Raw genomic sequence first — 19,059 nt, forward strand, 5'->3', positions numbered from 1 at the left:
CTCTTCGTGCTTTATTCAGCCGGACCGGCGGGTATACGCCCCCGGATATCCAGCCAGCTATCCACAAAAGCCAGAACCACTAACAGCATCAACAGATTGGGACCCAGCAGAACCAGAGCAACGTAAAACATTGCCAGCCAGTTTCCGCTCCACTGCTTTCGAGCAAACACACCGTGCACCAGAGCCAACCCGGCCAGAACCAGCGGGGTGCCCGCAGCCCAGGCCAGCAGGATGGCATTCAGCCCAAGAATCGGGCCGACCACCATGGTGATGGCGCACACTACGGCTACCGCCGGCGATAACCTGAGGCCATGGAATTCCTTGCGGAATCCGCCGGGGTTATACAACCCCGCCTGCCACGACCTTGCCAGCATCGTCATACCGATGGCGGTGGCAAAGTAGGTACCGGCCATGCTGGCGTTCATGGTGTCCCGGATAACCTGTTCCAGTTCACCACCCAGCGCACGGGCCATTTCAGTGTTGTACTGCTCGTAAACCTCGACACCAGCCTGAACCAGATCGTTCAGCAGCGCCGGATACATCACAGGCAACATCAGCCCGGTCAGTATCGCCAGAAAGGCACCGGACAACAGCGCTCTTTCCCAGGACAGCGTCGTCCGGATAATGGATGCCATCAGCATCACCTGCAGCAGCACCGCCAGCGCCGTGGGATCCTGGCCGTAAACGGCCCACCCGATCGCCGGAATCAAAGCCCAGAGGCCAATATTGAGCCCCTGGCGAATGCCCAGTCGAAGAACGACCAGGCCAGTTACCGCTGCGCCAATCCAGAACAGTAAGGGTACTGCGGTGGTAACCGCTGCAACCCCGCCAGCCTGCAGGGGACCGCGCATTACATACTGTGCCAGTGCACGCATGGTCCCGGGTCCTGTCCGTTAAAACTTAGTGGTCGTGACCGTCCGTATACGGCAGCAGTGCCAGGTAGCGGGCACGCTTGATAGCGGTAGCCAGCTGACGCTGATAACGTGCTTTGGTGCCGGTGATGCGGCTGGGCACGATTTTGCCGGTTTCAGTGATGTAGCCTTTCAGGGTGTCCAGATCCTTGTAATCGATCTCTTTAACACCTTCTGCCGTGAAGCGGCAGAACTTACGACGTCTGAAAAAACGAGCCATAACGTAACTCCTAACTCCGGTTAATTACTCTTCTTCGTCCTGGGATGCGCTCTGACGCTCTTCAGAGTCAGCTGAACGACGTGGACGATCGTCTCCGCCGGAACGACGGTCCTCACGGGACTCAGCGGCTTTCATCGGAGACAGGTCGGTAACGGCCTCGTCGCGACGCAGAATCAGGTCACGGATGATGGCGTCGTTGAACCGGAAGTTGTGAGTCAGCTCGTCCATCGCTGCCTGTGAACACTCGATGTTCATCAGCACGTAGTGAGCCTTGTGGATCTTGTTGATCGGGTAAGCCAGGTGACGACGGCCCCAATCTTCCAGGCGATGTACCTTGCCGCCATCTTCAGTGATGACGCTGGTATAACGCTCGATCATCGCGGGCACCTGCTCGCTCTGATCCGGATGTACCATGAAAACGATTTCGTAGTGACGCATGAGTTCTCCCTACGGTTTAAACAGCTTCCTTCTCCCGGTGGCCATACCAGTGGTTGTGGCCGGAGCGTGAAAGCAAGGAGGTGACAGCAAGTGCTGCCGGTTTCTTTTTTGCTTTATCAATAAGGCTTTACAAGAAAGGCTTGATCAAAAGCGAAGCTAACCATTGCCATACAACAGACAATAAAAAGCCACCCCTTGAAAAAGGGGTGACGTATTCTAGGCCCGCAGGCCTGTTTGTGCAAGGTTTAACCGAGGCGCTGGCGCAGTGCCTCGTACAGACAGACACCGGTCGCCACCGACACATTCAGACTGTCGACGTGGCCAAGCATCGGAATGTTGATCAACTGGTCACAATGTTCACGGGTCAGACGGCGCATGCCTTTACCTTCGGCGCCCATTACCAGAGCAACCGGCCCCTTGAAATCAGCCTGATACAAGGTGGCATCCGCCTCACCTGCCGTACCAATCAACCACACGCCCTGGTCCTTCAACTCCCTAAGGAAACGGGCGAGATTGGTCACCCGGACAAACGGTACCGTTTCTGCCGCCCCACAGGCGACCTTTCGGGCAACCGGCGTCAACGAGGCAGATTTATCCTTGGGCACAATCACGGCCTGCACTCCCGCCGCATCGGCGGTGCGCATGCACGCACCCAGATTATGGGGATCCGTCACGCCATCCAGCACCAGCAGGAATGGCGGCTTGTCGCTGGCGGCCAACTGGGCAAGAAGATCATCCTCGGTCCACTCCCGGCTTTCCGCAACGGCAGCAACAACACCCTGGTGGACACCGGACACCCGCTCATCCAACTCTTTCCGGTGCACCACTTTCCAGGGCACCCCCAGACCGTCAAGGGCATCGGTAACCGACTTCACCCGCTTATCCTGACGACCGGTCTGAATCCAGACCCTTTGCAACCGCTCCGGCTCTCTTTTCAACACGGCATCTACGGCATGCCAGCCGAATACATATTCCTGAGACACTGACAATCAATTCCTGCGTAACGTGTTATTTGCGACTCTTGCGCTTACGGCCCGAGCCTGACGGTTTACCTTTGGCCGATTTGGACCGGGCCTCCCGGGCAGCCTCTGCGGCCAGCTTTTCCTTGGCGCTGGCCGGCTTACCGGTTTTTCGCCCTTTACCGGAGCGATCACCCTTGCCTTTGCCCCGCGGCTCGCGCTTGGACACTTCCAGCGCATCGCGGTCTGCCTTTCGGCGCCTGGGGGTACTTACCAGCTCAAGATCGATTTTGCGGTCTTCCAGATCGACACGCACCACGCGGACTCGCACTTCGTCACCCAGACGGAAGCTGACGGCCGTGCGCTCACCAATCAGACGATGCTTGACGGCATCGTGATGGAAGTAGTCACCACTGAGCGTGGACACGTGTACCAGACCTTCGATGTAGATATCGGACAACTCAACAAAGAAGCCAAACGGCACCACCGCGCCGATAATGCCATCGTACTCCTCGCCCACGTGATCGCGCAGGAACTCGCACTTGAGCCAGGCCATGACATCCCGTGTAGCATCGTCGGCCCGGCGTTCGGTCATGGAGCAATGCTCACCCAGCTGCTCCATGCGGGCGTAATCGTAGGGATACTCTGCCAATTCGGGATCGTGCACTTTCGGAGACACCAGATCTTTGGTCGCCTCGGGATTATGGATCCGGGACTTGATGGCCCGATGCACAATCAGGTCCGGGTAACGTCGAATTGGCGAGGTGAAGTGGGTATAACTGGCAAAGCCAAGACCAAAATGCCCGGCTTCTTCAGGACTGTACACCGCCTGGCTCAGAGAGCGCAGCATCACCATCTGGATGACATTGGCATCCGGGCGGTCGGCCACCTGACCCAGCAAGGCCTGGTAATCTGCCGATGATGGCTTATCGCCGCCGCCCAGCTGCAATCCCAGCTCACCCAGGAACAGGCGGAGATTGCTCAGACGCTCTTCCGAAGGCCCGTCGTGCACCCGGTAAAGCGCCGGAATCTTGTGCTTCTTGAGGAAGCGGGCCGTCGCCACGTTCGCGCACAGCATGCACTCTTCCACAATCTTGTGGGCATCGTTCCGGTGCACCGGAACAATTTCCTCAATCTTGCGCTGCGCATCGAAAACAATCTTGGTTTCCGTGGTCTCGAAATCAATGGCCCCACGCTCGGTGCGAGCCTTTCGCAACAACTTGTAGAGGTCATACAGGTTGTGCAGATGCGGCAGCAAATCCGCATAGTGGGCGCTGAGTTTGTAGCCCTGCTCCGTATCCGGATGCTCCAGCATGGCACTGACCTTGTTGTAGGTCAGCCGGGCATGGCTGCGCATTACGGCCTGATAGAAGGTGTAGCCGCTGATGTTACCGGCGGCACTGATGGTCATGTCGGCCACCATGCACAGGCGGTCGACATCCGGGTTCAGGGAACACAGGCCATTGGAGAGTTTCTCCGGCAACATGGGCACCACGTGGTCCGGAAAATACACCGAGTTACCGCGCTGAATGGCCTCTTCATCCAGTGGCGACCCCGGGCGGACGTAATGGGATACATCAGCGATGGCCACCACCAACCGGTAGCCACCACGGGGACGAGGCTCGCAGTAAATGGCATCATCGAAGTCACGAGCGCTCTCGTCGTCGATGGTCACCAGGCGCATGTTGCGGATATCCACCCGGTTTGCCTTGTCTTTCTCTGCCACTTCCGCCGGAATCGAGGCAGCCTGCTCACCTACGGCGGGCGGCCAGCTATGGGGAATTTCGTAGGAACGAATGGCAACATCAATTTCCATTCCCGGCGCCATGTGCTCGCCCAGAATTTCAATGACCTGGCCAGTAGGCTGGGTTCGAATCGTCGGCTGACGAATAATTTCCACCACCACATACTGGCCGTGAACTGCCTTACCCGCCTGCTCATCCGGAACCAGTATCTCATGATTGATCCGGGCGTTCTCCGGCACCACAAAAGCGATGCCGCTCTCTTTAAAGAAGCGACCGACAATCTGGGAGGTGCGATGCTCCAGCACTTCCACAATCTTGCCTTCCCGGCGCCCGCGATCATCCACCTGATCCACCCGGGCGGCTACCCGGTCACCGTGGAATACCTGGCGCATCTGCCGGGCAGTCAGAAACAGGTCGGAGCCACCGTCATCGGGGATCAGAAACCCGAAACCATCACGATGTCCAACCACACGCCCGGTGACCAGATCCGCTTCCTCGATCGGCAGGAACGCATCACGGCGGTTACAGATCAACTGTCCATCACGGCACATCGCAATCAGACGACGGCGCAACGCTTCAATTCCTTCCGCAGACGTCTGCCCGAGCTCCTGACACAGGGTCTCGTGCGTGGCCGGCGCGCCCCGCTCTTTCAGATGTTGGAGAATGTACTCCCGACTCTGGATGGGGTTGTCATATTTCTGGGCCTCACGCTGGGCATGAGGGTCACTTTGTTTGTTCTTCCTGGAAACCATTCGGATCCTTTCTGTCTCACCGCAAACCGTGCGGCATCATTCATGTTTGATGCAGTATAACGTTGGGATGGGAATGCTGCCTAACAAGGGCGCCAATATAGGCACAAATACCCTGAAATCGTCAGACTCTGCCGCCGAAACTTTTTTGAAAAAAATGTTTGACAGCACCTGAACGAATCATTAAAGTACGCGCCATCGGTTGAGGGGCAACTCCTCACCACTGGCAGAAACGCTAAGTTTTCAATAAACTATACGCTAATCTGCAAATCACCTGCCGAGGTGGTGAAATTGGTAGACACGCTAGCTTCAGGTGCTAGTGGGGGCAACCCCGTGGAGGTTCAAGTCCTCTCCTCGGCACCATTTTCTTCCCCAGAAAATGGCCTAAGAAATTAAAAATCCCGAAAAAATCAGCAGCATCTGACGTCGAACTCGCCGTATTTACGCCGAGCATTTTGTGCTGTCTGGAAGGACGACAGACAGAACATCCATCGCCCTTTCCGCAAACCGCCTTACTCCGACAGCCTGTCCAACAGATAGTCCGAGAGGCTCTGGTACTCGTACTCCACTGTGGAATACGCCCGGCCCGGCCGGTCGAGAGGACCGTCACCGCAATCGGATGTGGCGACGAAATCGACCAGATACGCCGTCTTGAGCAGGTTCGGACGCTGCATATCCAGCTCTTCGCTGTTCAGTGCGTCGTAAAACAGCTGCCACTGGAACGCCCCGTTCGCGGAATCCACTTCTGGCCTATTTGCGGTCGCCCGATCCAGGAACGGGAACCGGAGCAAGCGGGCAACAGAGACGCCATTACGCTCATCAATATCGTATTCATAGGCACCAGCCCCGAAAAGATCGGAAGCGGCAACGTCACTGGTAAATGAGAAGGGAAACAGCCGGGTCGCATACTGGCCGTTGCGCTCGGTATCGTTGGGCGCAACACCCTGGGGCGCGCAGGAGGCTCCACCACCAGCAAAACCAACGGCTGCTTCCAGGCCACCGCCCGCGGTCAGCCGATACCCACTGACCAGATCCCGTGGCGACTGCTCGCCATCCAGAATGTCCGCTGGCGAATTGGCCACCTCTAACGCCAGCACGCGATCATCAGCCCTGCCGGGCACGGACTCCACCAGAGTCCCGGCCTGCCCATCCCAAACCCAGCTGATGTCACCGATACCATCCAGCTCGGTTCCCCCTGGCGTTACCCCGAGCGTCTGCTCGTGACACGTAGTGACGGTATCAAGACTGGCCGTGCCATTCTCCCAGGCAAACTCCAGACGCTCGTGCACGCCCTCCTCGTCGTACCAGACGGCACTTTGAGGTGAAAGGGAGGACGATGGCAGCCACTGGGTCTTCAGGTTGGTCATGTAGCCATCGGCCTGAAACAACCGGGCCATCTCGGGCAGCGAAATACCCATGCAGCCCCGGCTGGACACAGCCAGCAGCCTGCCACCTTCACTGTATTCAAACGACAATTCTGCCGAGGCGCCCAGATCCGAGGTATTGGTGGGCAGCGTGTCTGATCGGGTTGGCCGTGCCGAAATCCTCTGGCTGACCAGCAGCCTGGGATTGCTGACCTCCACATCAACGTCCGGCAGTATCAGCGTATCGGTATCCACATTGCCGTAGTTGCCACCGGATACAGCGGCATCGACAATCGCAATAACCTCATCAACGTTCTGCACCACGGAATAGCCAAGCAGGTATACCCCGTCACGCGGTAACAGGCTGGCCTCGCTACCGTCACTGCCGTTCCCGGCCAGGTAATCGTTGTAGCCATCAGGGATCTGGCTGGCCATGAACCGCGCCAACGCCCGGGCATAGGCGTGAGCGCGGTCGTCATTGGCAAGGATATAGTCCTTCCACAGATTGATACCGTCCAGATCAGCGAACCGATTATCCGGAATCGGGTTTTCAGTATTCCACTGTCCGGCCAGGCTCCGGAAACGGGCTAGCGTAGTCAGGGGGGTAATATTGGTGACGCCGGGGCTGGCTGACATCAAAAACGCCCGGCTGACCGCCTCATCGCCGTAGCTGCGCTCCTCCAGGGTCTGGCCGGGAATCGCGAGGGCATAAAGCGGATAATCCCTGGGGTCCAGGTTTGCGCCGATCGAGGGCGAAACATCCAGCGCGGAAACGTCCATGGAAAACCGCCCGCCGGGACCGCTCATCACGGTTGGCTCGCCGTCCTCGAGTATGTGGGTATTACCGCTGTCCAGCTCAATCTCCACCGGCCCTGCGGTGTACTGACCATTGTCGTCAAGATCCAGCCAGACCCGGGCATTGTTGAGGTAACCATCGATTACCCGCCCCTGGTAGGGCGCTCGCTCACTGTAGGTAACACCATCGAACTCCCGGCCATCAACCGGCAGGTCATCGGATTCATCGCCACAACCGGCGATCGCAAGTGACAGCAGAGGAACGGAAAGACTGATCAGACGTTTCATCGCGGCAACCATTTATCCTTGTTAGAGGTTGTGCCGCTACTTTAGGAGATGTGCCGCCGGGAGACCTTGACAGGCTTGGCAAATTGTAAAGTTTGGTAACGACCAGGCCCCGGAATGTGCCGGGGCCTGCAAATCGGGACAATTCGTCAGAACGACCGCGCCACGATTTCTTTCATGATTTCGTTGGTGCCGGCGTAGATCCGCTGCACGCGCGAATCGGCCCACGCCCGGGCAATCGGGTACTCCCACATGTAGCCATAGCCACCGTGCAGCTGAACGCATTCGTCCATCACCTTGCACTGCAGGTCGGTGGTGTGCTGCTTGAGCATGGCGGCGGTGGGGATATCCAGCTTCTTGTCCAGGTGCAGTTCCAGGCAACGGTCAGTGAACACACGGGCGGCCGTGATTTCGGCTTTCAGTTCAGCCAGCTTGAAGCGGGTGTTCTGGAAAGCGATGACGGGTTTACCGAAGGCCTTGCGCTCTTTCACGTAATCCAGGGTCCACTGCCAGGCGGCCTCGGCGGCGGCGACGGCGGTCAGGGCCACCTGCAAGCGCTCCGCCGGCAACTCCTGCATCAGCTGGAAGAAGCCCTGCCCTTCCATGCTGCCCAACAGGTTGTCTGCCGGTACTTTCACATCCTGGAAGAACAGCTCGGAGGTATCCTGAGCTTTCATCCCCACCTTGTTCAGGTTCTGACCTTTTTCAAAGCCCTCCCAGGCGGTTTCGACCAGCAACAAGCTGGTACCCTTGGCACCTTCTTTGGGGTCGGTCTTGGCAACGACAATCACCAGATCCGCCAGCTGGCCGTTGGTGATAAAGGTTTTCGAGCCATTCAGAATGTAGTGGTCACCCTGGCGAATCGCCGTGGTTTTTACGCCTTGAAGGTCGGAACCCGCGCCCGGTTCAGTCATGGCGATGGCAGTAATCATTTCACCTGAAGCCATTTTCGGCAGATACTTCTGCTTCTGCTCTTCTGAGCCGTAGTTCAGGATATAGGGCGCCACGATATCGGAGTGCAGCCCCCAGCCAATGCCAGACAATCCGGCCCGGGAGATCTCTTCCATAATCACTGCGGAGTAACGGAAATCGGCCCCCACACCGCCGTACTCTTCCGGCAGCATCGGGCACAGGAAGCCCAGCTCACCTGCTTTCTGCCAGAGCTCGCGGCTGACCTGACCATCCTTTTCCCATTGGTCATGATACGGAGCCGCTTCCTGCTCCAGAAACTTGCGAACGGAATCGCGGAAGCCTTCAAGATCGGCGTCGAAAAGAGTACGTGGAATCATTGCTGAACCTCGGTGAACGGGTTGGTTTATCATTGTGTTCAGCAAGTCTGTGGCGGGGCGGGGTTTCGCTCAATGGTGAAAACCATCAATCGCTTTGGCCAAAACCATCGCCCCGGAACGGGTCAGTCGGCTTTCTTCTCGCCCCAGCGGGGTACCAGGGTCTGCGGAAAATCCAGGTGGTCGAGAATCCGGGCAACCATGAAATCGACCAGATCATCCACCGACTGCGGGTTGTGATAGAACCCGGGGCTCGCCGGCATCATCACCGCACCCATGCGGGTAAGCCTGAGCATGTTTTCCAGGTGCACCTCAGAATAGGGCGTCTCCCGTAACACCAGAATCAGCTTGCGGCGCTCTTTCAGGGCCACGTCGCCAGCGCGCTCGATCAGATTGTTGCTGGCGCCGGTCGCCAGTGCCGAGAGCGTGCCGGTGCTGCAGGGGCAAATCACCAGCGGTGCCTTCTCGCCGGAACCGGAAGCCGGTGGAGAAAACCACTCCTCCCGGCCAAAGACCTGCACCTGGCCGGTTTGCGCACCGGCGAAGTCCGACAACGCCTCGGCCATGGCAGGCGTGGAACCCGGCAGCCGGAACTCGGTTTCAGTCGCGATCACCACCTGGGCGGCCTTACTGATCATCACGTTCACACGGCAACCATTGGCTACCAGGCACTGCAACAGACGAAGCCCGTACTGGGCTCCGGACGCGCCGGTAAACGCCAGATTAACCACGGGTGATTGTTCAGCCACGACGCTTCTCCAGTTCCGCCACCAGTTTCCGATGAATGCCGCCAAAGCCGCCATTACTCATGATCACGATATGACAGGTCTCTGGCAGCCCCTCCAGGGCCTTCTCAATCAGCTCCTCCACCGACGCCTCCACCCTGTGATGATCCAGCTCACCATGTTCCGCCTGCCAGCTCCCCACCAGTTCCGGCAACCAGTCCATATCACTGAGATTACCCCAAAGCACCCGATCCGCCAGTGCGGCACTCGGGATCAGCGTCTGCTTGTGCACACCCTGCTTCATGGTATTGGAGCGGGGTTCGATAATGGCCAGGATTGGCTCATCCCCCACCCGATTGCGCAATCCCTCCAGGGTAGACGCAATCGCGGTTGGATGATGGGCAAAGTCGTCGTATACGCGCACACCGCCGATTTCGCCCACCAGCTCCATTCTGCGCTTCACTCCAGAGAACCGGCACAACGCCGCCACCGCATGGTCAGGCGTAACGCCCACATGACGGGCAGCGGCAATCGCCGACAGGGCATTACGCACATTGTGCAAACCGGTCAGCCCCCATTTCAGGGTCGCAACCGGCTGCTCATGGTGGATAACCATGAAGCGGCTGCCATCCTCAGCCAGAAGCTCAGCCCGCCAGTCCGCCGTGCGGCTGATCTCGCTGCCGATAGCCGTATCCTGCACCGGGCTCCAGCTCCCCATCTCCAGAGCATTATCCAGGTGACTGTCCAGGGCAGGTCGAATGATCAGCCCCTGAGACGGTACGGTACGCACAAGGTTATGAAACTGACGCTCGATGGCTTCCACGTTTTCGAAAATGTCGGCGTGGTCGAATTCCAGGTTATTCAGAATCAGGGTATTCGGGCGGTAGTGGATAAACTTGGAGCGCTTATCAAAGAACGCGCTGTCGTACTCATCCGCCTCGATCACAAAGAAATCACTGCTGCCCAGTCGGGCAGACACCGGAAAGTCCTGGGGCACACCGCCTATCAGGTAACCGGCATCAAAGCCGGCCTGGTCGAGAATCCACAGCAGCATGGCCGTTGTGGTGGTTTTGCCATGGGTACCGGCTACGGCCATCACCCACCGGTGGCGCAGGACCTCCCGGGCGAGCCATTCGGGGCCAGACATATAATCAATGCGCCGGTTGAGCACTGCTTCCACTTCCGGGTTACCCCGGGACATGGCATTCCCGATCAGCACCAGATCCGGATTCGACTCCAGGTTCTCGGGCCGGTAACCTTCTGTCAACGCAATGCCCTGGGCCTCCAGCTGAGTACTCATGGGAGGGTAAACGCCCTGGTCCGAACCGGTCACCTTATGCCCCAGCTCCCGGGCGATCACCGCCAGACTGCCCATGAACGTGCCGCAAATGCCCAGAATATGTATATGCATTAAGGTTGTGCCTCCGGTTTGAAACCTGCCAAGCCTCTACCATACTTTCTGCGCGGTCAAGAGCCGGCATATGCTCATGAAAAACCGCGGTGTTTGGCGTATCATCTGCGCCATCGTTGAACCAGCAGGAGGCTTCAGCCCGAGATGGCTATCAAGAACGCATTTTATGCCCAGTCTGGCGGGGTCACCGCCGTTATCAATGCCAGTGCTTGCGGTGTTATCCAGACCGCACGCAAACATCCGGACCAGATCGGCAAGGTCTATGCCGGCCGCAACGGCATCATCGGTGCTTTGAAAGAAGAGCTGATTGATACCAGTCTGGAATCTGACGACGCCATCCAGGCCCTCATCCACACGCCAGGCGGGGCTTTTGGTTCCTGCCGCTACAAGCTCAAGAACATTTCCGAGAACCAGCGCGAATACGAGCGCCTGATTGAAGTGTTCCGGGCCCACGACATCGGTTACTTCTTCTACAACGGCGGCGGCGATTCCCAGGATACCGCCTATAAGGTCTCCCAACTGGCCGATCGTATGGGTTACCCGATCACCTGCATTGGCGTGCCCAAAACGGTCGACAACGACCTTCCCTTCACCGACTGCTGTCCCGGATTTGGTTCCGTGGCCAAGTACATTGCCACATCCACCCTCGAAGCCAGCCTGGATATCAAATCCATGTGTGAAACCTCCACCAAGGTCTTCATTCTGGAAGTGATGGGTCGCCACGCCGGCTGGATTGCTGCCGCTGGCGGACTGGCCAGACAGAGCGAAGGCGAGCCGCCTCACGTCATCCTGTTCCCGGAAATTCCCTTCAACCGGGAGAAATTCCTGGAGCGAGTGGATCAGTGCGTGAGGGATTACGGTTACTGCGTGGTGGTGGCGTCTGAAGGCGCCCAATACGAAGACGGCCGCTTCGTTGCCGATGCCGGCGCCAAGGATGCCTTCGGCCACACTCAGCTCGGTGGCGTTGCCCCGGCCCTGGCCAATATGGTGAAACAGGCCCTTGGCCACAAATACCACTGGGCGGTGGCAGACTATCTGCAGCGTGCAGCCCGGCACATTGCCTCCGCCACCGATGTGGAGCAGGCCTATGCGGTTGGCAAGGCTGCTGTGGAAATGGCCCTGGCGGGCAAGCAGGCCCTGATGCCCACCATCGTGCGGGATCAGGCCAAACCTTACCGCTGGTCAATCGGCGAGGCCAATCTCAGCGAGGTAGCCAACCAGGAAAAGAAAATGCCAATCCACTACATCACAGACAATGGCTTTGGTATCACCCAGGATTGCCGGGATTACCTGCAGCCGCTGATTGCTGGTGAAAGCTTCCCGCCGTTTGACGAAGGCCTGCCGAGGGTTGCCAAGCTGAAGAATCAGCTGGTGGAGAAAAAGCTGCGGACCGAATTCGAGCTCTGATCAGGCCCTGCAGCCCTATAAAAAGCCCGGCCAAAGTTGCCGGGCTTTTTGTTACGCCTCAAACACTACAATTTAGCTGGCCGTTTGCGCCTCATGTCGACGGACATACGCCGAGAAATCGTCGAAACCACCCACATACTCGGAACCCACCAGAATCTGGGGCACCGTGTAGACCGGATGGCCGATACGGTCGGCAATGTCCTGTTTGCTCATGCCTTTTTCGATCATGTCCACCCACACGTAGGGGATGTTTCTGGATTCACACAGGTCCCTTGCCCGAACGCAAAAACCACAACTTGAACGGCCATAAATCGTGACCTGCTCCATACATACCTCCTGACTCAAAGGGTTGCGAGTGGCTGGCACTCAGCGCATTTATAATGTCGCAATAATGGCATGGCGAGCACCAATTGAAAATTGATCCTCGCCATGATCGTGATAGTAGCTGACGATACCGATATCGCCCGAGGAAGGGCCAGCCTCAGGTTTTCAGGCGGCCCAGTTCGCGATCCAGCACCTGAACCTGGCCATCGAGCGCTTCGCCACTCTGACGGACCCGCTGCGCCAACTCCCTCAGATCGTTGGCTGCGTCGCCGATGTGAGTCAGGTTCCGGTTAATTTCCTCGCTCACCGAACTCTGCTCCTCAGCGGCGGTGGCCACCTGGGTGACATGTTCAACAATCGTGGCGATACGCTCAACCACTGTGGCCAGCGAGTGACTGGCTTCCCGGGTTCCCTCTACCGCGCTGGTGGCTCGCTCCACCCCGGTTCCAATGACCGTTACCGCACCGTCCACGTCGCCTTTCAGGCGCTCAATCATGCCACTGATCTCGTCCGTGGATTCGCGGGTTCGGGACGCCAGCGTGCGCACTTCATCGGCTACCACCGCAAAGCCACGCCCCTGCTCTCCGGCCCGTGCAGCCTCGATAGCGGCATTCAGTGCCAGCAGATTGGTCTGCTCGGCAATGCCACGGATTACTTCCAGAATCCGGTTGATTTCCTCACTGCGCTGGGCCACTTGACCAATGGCCGAGCTGGCCTGATCCATATCGCCGGCCAGTGCATCCACGCCCCGCAACGCCGTACCCAGAGTATCCTGGGTAAATTTAATGCCATCCCGCGCAGCCCGGGCATTATCCGCTGCCTCGCCAGCAAAGCCGGCCACTTCCCCGGCCGCCGCCGACATTTCATTCATGGCGGTCACCACACTGTCGATATCCTGGTGCTGGCGGGCTGTCTGTTCATCGGTATCCCGTGCAATGGCGCCCACATCCGAGGCCTGCCCCCGCACTTGGGCATTCACGTCTTTGAGGTCGTTGATCATTTCCCTCAGGCGGGCCAGGAAGGCATTAAAGCCGCCAGCAAGGTCAATCAGCTCGGCATGAGTGTCAATATCCAGTTCACGGGTAAGATCGCCCTCGGCACTGGCCAGATTGCGCATGCGCTTACGGATCTCGTCCAGCGGCCGGGTAACCGAACGCACTAGCAACACCAATACGGCAATCGCAAGCACGACCACCACAATGCCCACCACGGTTTGGCGGGTGGCCGTGCTGGTTACTTCGTCTGACAGCAACGCCGTTATTTCATTCACACTGGCCAGGGCGATATCGCGCGGCAATTCAATCAACAGCGACCATTCAGCACCCGGTAACGCGACCTTGACGGGATACGACACGGCGAGAATCTCACCGTTGTCGAAGCTGCCACCGTTGCGGTGCAACGCCGTAAACTCGCCAGCCAGATCCGGCAGTGCTTCCCGCAGTGGCCGGCCCAGATGCTCCTGATAATGACTGGAAGCAGCAATCAGGCCTTTCTCGCTCAATAATGTGACCCGTGACTGGCCGTCAAAGAGTTCCTCGCTGACACCGGCAATGGTCGACTGCAGCGTCGACAGGTTGATGTCGGAACCGACCACCCCGGCAAACTCGCCGTCACTGATCACCGGCACCACCAGGCTGGTCATCAGCTCGGAGTAGCCCTCTTCAATCTCATACTCATAGGGCTCCATCAGGCAGGGCTTTAGAGAATCGCGGGAACACAGGTACCATTCGGCTTCACGGATCCCGAACTCATTGCGGTTGTCCAGGTATTTGGTGGCAGGGTCTTCGGTTCTGCTGAACACCACATTGCCAGCCGGGTCCCGATAGTAGTAGATCTCAAGGGTACCCTCATCACTGCTGTGTTCTTCCACCCCGCCGGTAAAGTAAATGTCCTGGCCGTCGTAACCATCCGGCTCAAACTGGGCGTAAATCGAACTCAGATGCTTCTGCTCCTCGAGCACAGCCCCAATGTTTTCCTGAAGGTCGCGCCGACTGATCCTTCCGGAGCTGTCCGCTTCGATATTTCGGGTAATCAGGCTGCGAACCACTTCAGGCGTCTGGTAGGCGGTTTCGAATACCCCGGTCACCAGCTCACCGTATTTCCCTGCGGTCGCACTAAGCTGATCCATTACAATACGTTGCACCGTGCCCCGGGTTTCCCGGGTCAGCCGTTCCTCCATGGAACCGAGGGAGAGCTGGGCGGTGATAACAATACTCACACCCATGGTTAGCAGCAGTGCAATCACCAGGGCGTAGAGTTTTACGCGCAGAGAGAGTTGTTTCATGTACATCGAAACCTTTTTCTGTGAGGCTTAACAAACATCCTAGAGCATGGAGGCGTTTTTGGCCTACCTGACCCTGTTCCTGACATCTTTTGCCGCGGCAACGCTGCTGCCCGCGTATTCGGAAATACTGCTCGGCACCCTGGTCAGCCAGAATTATCCCCTGTTCTGGTTGTGGTTCTGGGCAACCATGGGAAATACTCTGGGGTCAGTGGTTAATGGCCTTATCGGCCGGCAAGTGGATCGCTTTAAGCACAAACGCTGGTTTCCCGTCAGTGAACTTCAACTACACAAGGCACGAAACCGGTTCAATCGATATGGTCAGTGGTCGCTCCTGCTGGGCTGGTTGCCCATTGGCGGCGATGCACTGACTCTGGTGGGCGGCATTATGCGAGTCCCCTGGCTGAATTTTATTGTTCTGGTGGGGATTGGTAAGGGACTGCGCTATGCCTTCGTCATCTGGGTGGTGCTGACCGCGTCTGGCTAGGCAGCACCGCTCCCATAGAGGTATTTTCTCAACAAGTCCTCGCCGTTGAACTCGGAGTGCAACACCGCAATGAAGGTGTAAACCCCGATTAGTTTTCGATTGAGGAACACGAATTCCTTGGGGGGTACACGAAAATAGCGGCTGATGGCAGACCTGGCGGCCTGCTTGGCCACTCTCGATGGCAAATCGCTCTGTTTCCAGCGGTACTGGCCATGGCTGTTGACGGCATAATCCGGCCACTGACTGCGATCCTTCGCCAGGGGTTCCAGTACTGACATACAGACCTTGCCAAACTTGTCCAGCACCTCCGCCGGCCAGTCCCGGCTCATGAATCTGAGCTTGATTCCGCCCTCAACAACCTGCTCCAGATCTTCCTCATAGGAAGCCCTGATCATCTGGATGACCGGCTTCAGAAAGTCAGACGAGTAACTCTGCACGGCGCCAAAATCCAGCAGGACAATCCGGTCAGTTTCCGAATCACCACCCTGTTCGCCCGCAATACGAATCCGGTAGTTGCCGAAATTCGGGTCGGTCTGGATCTCACCCCATTCAAATAGTTCCCGGAAAAATAATTCCAGGGCTGCCTGGCCCAGGGCACTGCGTCGCTCCAGTGGCAATTCACGAACCGCCACTGAACTGACCGAATGGCCGTGCTCATAGGTCGAGGCAATAATATGATCCGTTGAAAATTCTGCCAGCACTCTTGGCACCACAAAGCGTGGATCATGGCTTAGCATCTGGCGGAACTTTTCGGTGGTACGGGCCTCCAGCCGGTAATCCACCTCCCGGTGCATCATTTCCCGGACTTCTTCCAGCCAGTCGTTGAATTCAGGGCCGAAGCTGACCAGCCGCGCCACTTTGAGCAGATGAGCCACAGCGTTCAGATCACTGTCGACGGCATCGGCAACACCGGGGTACTGCACTTTGAGCACAAGCTCCAACCCGTCGCTACGGCGCACCGCACGATGTACCTGGCCAAGTGAGGCGGCTCCTATAGGCTCCGGGTCAATATCGAGTTCAGAAAGCCGGCTCTCCCCCAGTTCGGCTTTGAGAACCCGCTCAATGGCCGGCCACTCCAGAGAGGTGGTCTGGTCTTCCAGAGTGTGCAGCGCCTCAGTGACTTCTTCGGGGAGAAAATGCTCGCCGTACAGCGCCATGACCTGGCCAATCTTGACCACACTGCCCTTGAGCCGACCAAGTTCGTCCACCAGAAACCGGGCCTGACTGGAGAGCATTGCCCGATGCCGCTGCTCCCGGGTTTCCTTGTTGCTGAACCAGTTAGTCGCCATATGGGACGCCATGCGCGTGCCTGCGAACAGTCCGGCTCTGGTCAGCGACAACCTGCGCTCAAAACTGCCGGTCTTGATACGGGAGACGGATTTTCCGGGTCGGCTGGAAGACATGAAAGACCTGTTTCTGTCAGGAAATGTGAATGCCTGCAATACATCTGACCATTATACGGATCTGGGCGCGCGACTGCCTAACCCAGTCGTCGCGCCGGCGCTGCCCCTGCAGCCAATGTGTATAAACTTCGACCAATTTAAAAGAGTTCGTGACATCGGTTACGTTTTGACACAGTCACAGATCACAAAGCGGTCTAGTATTGGTTGACAGGGTTTCTGTGATATTTATCAACTACAACAACACCACCCACACATGAATCAGCCCGCTTCAAGAACGCCAGACGCCGAGCTGTCGCAGTTTCGCGTTAAAGGCGAGATACCGGTACCGGCCCTGATCAACGGCCTCACCTGTGCGGCAGTGCCGTTGCTTGTGTTTTTCGCCTGGCGCTCGTCCGGCCACGGCGACCCGTTGACTTCACGGCTGCTGCTGGCCTTCGCCGCCCTTCTGGCCATTAATGCGATCGTCTTTCTGAGCCTGGGCCACAAAACCCTCCAGCGCCGGGCATTCATTACCCTGATTATCGCTCTGTTTACCTACCTGGCCATCCAGGCGGTTGAAGACGGCTCGGCCATCATGTGGCTGTTCGCCTATCCCCCCATAATCTTCTACATCAGTGAAGCCAGAGTCGGCATACTGGCCTGTGTGGGCGGATGGCTGGCCGTATTATTCCTGTTCAGCCCGTTGGGGGATATGGTTTTTGACTCGCCCTACAGTACCAGCTTCCGGCTTTCCATGATCATCGTGCTGGCTTTCGAAATGGCCACTTGCTACATCCTCGATCAGAGCCGGCGGCGGAGCAAGCTAGGCTTGATCCGGCTGGCCGCAGAATTCGAGTACGCCGCCAAGCACGACGCACTCACCAGCCTGGCCAATCGCCGCGAAGGTTTGGAACAACTGGAAACAGAGTATCAGCGCTACCTGCGTAACGGTCGCAGCTTCTCGGTTCTGCTGATGGATATCGACCTGTTCAAGAATGTGAACGACAGCTACGGTCACCAGGCGGGCGACGACATGATCGTGTTGGTTGCCCGCACCTTGACCGACCAGAGCCGCAAAGTGGACACCATTGCCCGCTGGGGCGGAGAAGAATTTCTGGTACTACTCCCCGAAACCGCCCTGACCGAAGCCGCTGCCACGGCGGAGCGGATTCGCTCTGCCGTGGCGAGCCAGGCCATCGACTGCGCGGGCAAGCGAGTGACCGCCACCATCAGTATCGGCGTGGCCTGTATACAGGGCTCAGAGTCGATTGATCGCCTGCTACAACGGGCCGATGAGGCGCTGTATCAGGCCAAGACGCTGGGGAGAAATCGCGTGTGTCAGGCTACTGAGGCGCTTCACCAGCCCTGACGTTGCTCCACCTGACTGTGGCCAAGACCTTCGACCAGCTCGCTCACCAGCCGGCGCTCCAGGTCATAGACCGAGGCTCCGGCCTCAAAATCACTGACTTGGCACATGGACATGCCCGCGTAGCCACAAGGGTTGATTCGGGAGAAGGGTTCCATGTCCATGTTCACATTCAGAGCCAGGCCATGGAAGGAGCAGCCCCGGCGGACCCTCAAACCCAAGGACGCAATCTTGGCGCCGTTCACATAGACACCCGGCGCATCTGACCGCGGTGCTGCTTCTATGCCGCCTTGGGCCAGGGTACGGACAATCGCCTGCTCAATGGCACTGACCAGGTTACGCACCCCGAGTTTATGCCGGGTCAGATCAATCAGCAGGTAGATCACCAACTGCCCTGGGCCGTGGTAGGTCACCTGGCCACCTCGATCCACCTGAATCACCGGAATGTCTCCTGGCAGAAGGATATGCTCGGCTTTACCCGCCTGCCCCTGGGTAAACACCCGGGGATGCTCCAGGCACCAGAGCTCATCCACGGTGGTCTCGTCCCGGTTGGCGGTGAACGATTTCATCGCTTCCCAGGTTTCCATGTAGGGCTGTTGCCCCAGTGACCGCACGATGAGGTCAGCCACGGTTACAGCACCATGTGAACACGGCCACTGGCCTTCAGTTCTTCAAAGAGTGCTTTGAGCTGATCTTCACCGGTCGCCACAATTTTCAGCTGAACCGAAGAAAACCGGCCTTTACTGCTGTCGGTCACCGAGATGTCCGCTTCAGACAGTCCCGGAGCATGCTGCTCAACGACCTCCACCACAAATTCGGTGAAATCGGGCGCGGCATTGCCAATCACCTTGATGACGTAGTCACAGGGAAACTCGATTTTTGGTGCTTTCGGCTCAGTCATGCCGCACATTACTCCCGGCTAAG

17 protein-coding genes and 1 tRNA gene are annotated in these 19,059 nt (G+C 57.9%); 4 read left to right on the forward strand and 14 right to left on the reverse strand.

Going from position 1 to position 19,059, the window contains the following annotated elements:
- Positions 1-11: 11 nt before the first annotated feature.
- From Q669_RS08525 to rnr, 5 genes are all read right to left on the reverse strand, one after another.
- Positions 12-875: a hypothetical protein gene (locus Q669_RS08525; RefSeq protein WP_014420682.1), complete on the reverse strand. Its 864-nt coding sequence runs from the start codon at positions 873-875 to the stop codon at positions 12-14.
- A 25-nt stretch (positions 876-900) separates the two neighbouring features.
- The gene (rpsR, locus tag Q669_RS08530; RefSeq protein WP_011785848.1) at positions 901-1,131 is read right to left on the reverse strand and encodes a 30S ribosomal protein S18; all 231 of its coding nucleotides are present in this window, start codon (positions 1,129-1,131) and stop codon (positions 901-903) included.
- A gap of 24 nt (positions 1,132-1,155) precedes the next feature.
- Positions 1,156-1,569 (reverse strand): 30S ribosomal protein S6, encoded by a 414-nt coding sequence (gene rpsF / locus Q669_RS08535; RefSeq protein ID WP_011785849.1) that lies wholly within the window; start codon positions 1,567-1,569, stop codon positions 1,156-1,158.
- Positions 1,570-1,814: 245 nt separating this feature from the next.
- On the reverse strand, positions 1,815-2,552 hold the full coding sequence (gene rlmB / locus Q669_RS08540; RefSeq protein ID WP_011785850.1) for a 23S rRNA (guanosine(2251)-2'-O)-methyltransferase RlmB: 738 nt from the start codon (positions 2,550-2,552) through the stop codon (positions 1,815-1,817).
- A 25-nt stretch (positions 2,553-2,577) separates the two neighbouring features.
- On the reverse strand, positions 2,578-5,025 hold the full coding sequence (rnr, locus tag Q669_RS08545) for a ribonuclease R (protein ID WP_011785851.1): 2,448 nt from the start codon (positions 5,023-5,025) through the stop codon (positions 2,578-2,580).
- 273 nt (positions 5,026-5,298) lie between these two features.
- Here rnr and Q669_RS08550 point away from each other — a divergent pair.
- A tRNA-Leu gene (locus tag Q669_RS08550) sits at positions 5,299-5,385 on the forward strand.
- 149 nt (positions 5,386-5,534) lie between these two features.
- On the opposite strand, the gene Q669_RS08555 is transcribed toward Q669_RS08550, so the two are convergent.
- The 4 genes from Q669_RS08555 to mpl form a co-directional block, all read right to left on the reverse strand.
- Entirely contained in the window at positions 5,535-7,469 is a 1,935-nt protein-coding gene (locus tag Q669_RS08555) for a hypothetical protein (RefSeq protein WP_036149275.1), read from the reverse strand.
- A 146-nt stretch (positions 7,470-7,615) separates the two neighbouring features.
- Positions 7,616-8,755: an acyl-CoA dehydrogenase family protein gene (locus Q669_RS08560; RefSeq protein ID WP_011785859.1), complete on the reverse strand. Its 1,140-nt coding sequence runs from the start codon at positions 8,753-8,755 to the stop codon at positions 7,616-7,618.
- A 122-nt stretch (positions 8,756-8,877) separates the two neighbouring features.
- Entirely contained in the window at positions 8,878-9,501 is a 624-nt protein-coding gene (locus Q669_RS08565) for a flavin prenyltransferase UbiX (RefSeq protein ID WP_022991956.1), read from the reverse strand.
- On the reverse strand, positions 9,494-10,888 hold the full coding sequence (gene mpl, locus Q669_RS08570; protein WP_022991957.1) for a UDP-N-acetylmuramate:L-alanyl-gamma-D-glutamyl-meso-diaminopimelate ligase: 1,395 nt from the start codon (positions 10,886-10,888) through the stop codon (positions 9,494-9,496). The genes Q669_RS08565 and mpl overlap by 8 nt, the downstream gene beginning before the upstream one ends.
- A 144-nt stretch (positions 10,889-11,032) precedes the next feature.
- Between mpl and Q669_RS08575 the strand changes: the two genes are divergently transcribed.
- Positions 11,033-12,295, forward strand: coding sequence for a 6-phosphofructokinase (locus Q669_RS08575; RefSeq protein ID WP_022991958.1), 1,263 nt, complete (start codon positions 11,033-11,035; stop codon positions 12,293-12,295).
- Between the two features lie 72 nt (positions 12,296-12,367).
- Here the strand turns inward: Q669_RS08575 and Q669_RS08580 are convergent, their stop codons facing one another.
- Positions 12,368-12,622, reverse strand: coding sequence for a GrxA family glutaredoxin (locus tag Q669_RS08580; protein ID WP_011785863.1), 255 nt, complete (start codon positions 12,620-12,622; stop codon positions 12,368-12,370).
- Between the two features lie 154 nt (positions 12,623-12,776).
- Entirely contained in the window at positions 12,777-14,903 is a 2,127-nt protein-coding gene (locus Q669_RS08585) for a methyl-accepting chemotaxis protein (protein WP_036149276.1), read from the reverse strand.
- Positions 14,904-14,961: 58 nt separating this feature from the next.
- Between Q669_RS08585 and Q669_RS08590 the strand changes: the two genes are divergently transcribed.
- Positions 14,962-15,387, forward strand: coding sequence for a YqaA family protein (locus Q669_RS08590; protein ID WP_014420673.1), 426 nt, complete (start codon positions 14,962-14,964; stop codon positions 15,385-15,387).
- On the opposite strand, the gene Q669_RS08595 is transcribed toward Q669_RS08590, so the two are convergent.
- Positions 15,384-16,790, reverse strand: coding sequence for an ABC1 kinase family protein (locus Q669_RS08595; protein ID WP_014420672.1), 1,407 nt, complete (start codon positions 16,788-16,790; stop codon positions 15,384-15,386). The two genes, Q669_RS08590 and Q669_RS08595, sit on opposite strands and share 4 nt — an antisense overlap.
- A 253-nt stretch (positions 16,791-17,043) precedes the next feature.
- Between Q669_RS08595 and Q669_RS08600 the strand changes: the two genes are divergently transcribed.
- The gene (locus Q669_RS08600; RefSeq protein WP_022991963.1) at positions 17,044-18,138 is read left to right on the forward strand and encodes a GGDEF domain-containing protein; all 1,095 of its coding nucleotides are present in this window, start codon (positions 17,044-17,046) and stop codon (positions 18,136-18,138) included.
- Here the strand turns inward: Q669_RS08600 and lipB are convergent.
- Complete coding sequence (lipB, locus tag Q669_RS08605) at positions 18,126-18,764, reverse strand: lipoyl(octanoyl) transferase LipB (protein ID WP_011785867.1); 639 nt, start codon at positions 18,762-18,764, stop codon at positions 18,126-18,128. The two genes, Q669_RS08600 and lipB, sit on opposite strands and share 13 nt — an antisense overlap.
- A 2-nt stretch (positions 18,765-18,766) precedes the next feature.
- The gene (locus tag Q669_RS08610; RefSeq protein ID WP_370257471.1) at positions 18,767-19,045 is read right to left on the reverse strand and encodes a YbeD family protein; all 279 of its coding nucleotides are present in this window, start codon (positions 19,043-19,045) and stop codon (positions 18,767-18,769) included.
- Between the last annotated feature and the right edge of the window lie 14 nt (positions 19,046-19,059).

Origin of the sequence: Marinobacter sp. C1S70, assembly GCF_000475355.1 — a bacterium.
Classification (GTDB): domain Bacteria; phylum Pseudomonadota; class Gammaproteobacteria; order Pseudomonadales; family Oleiphilaceae; genus Marinobacter; species Marinobacter nauticus.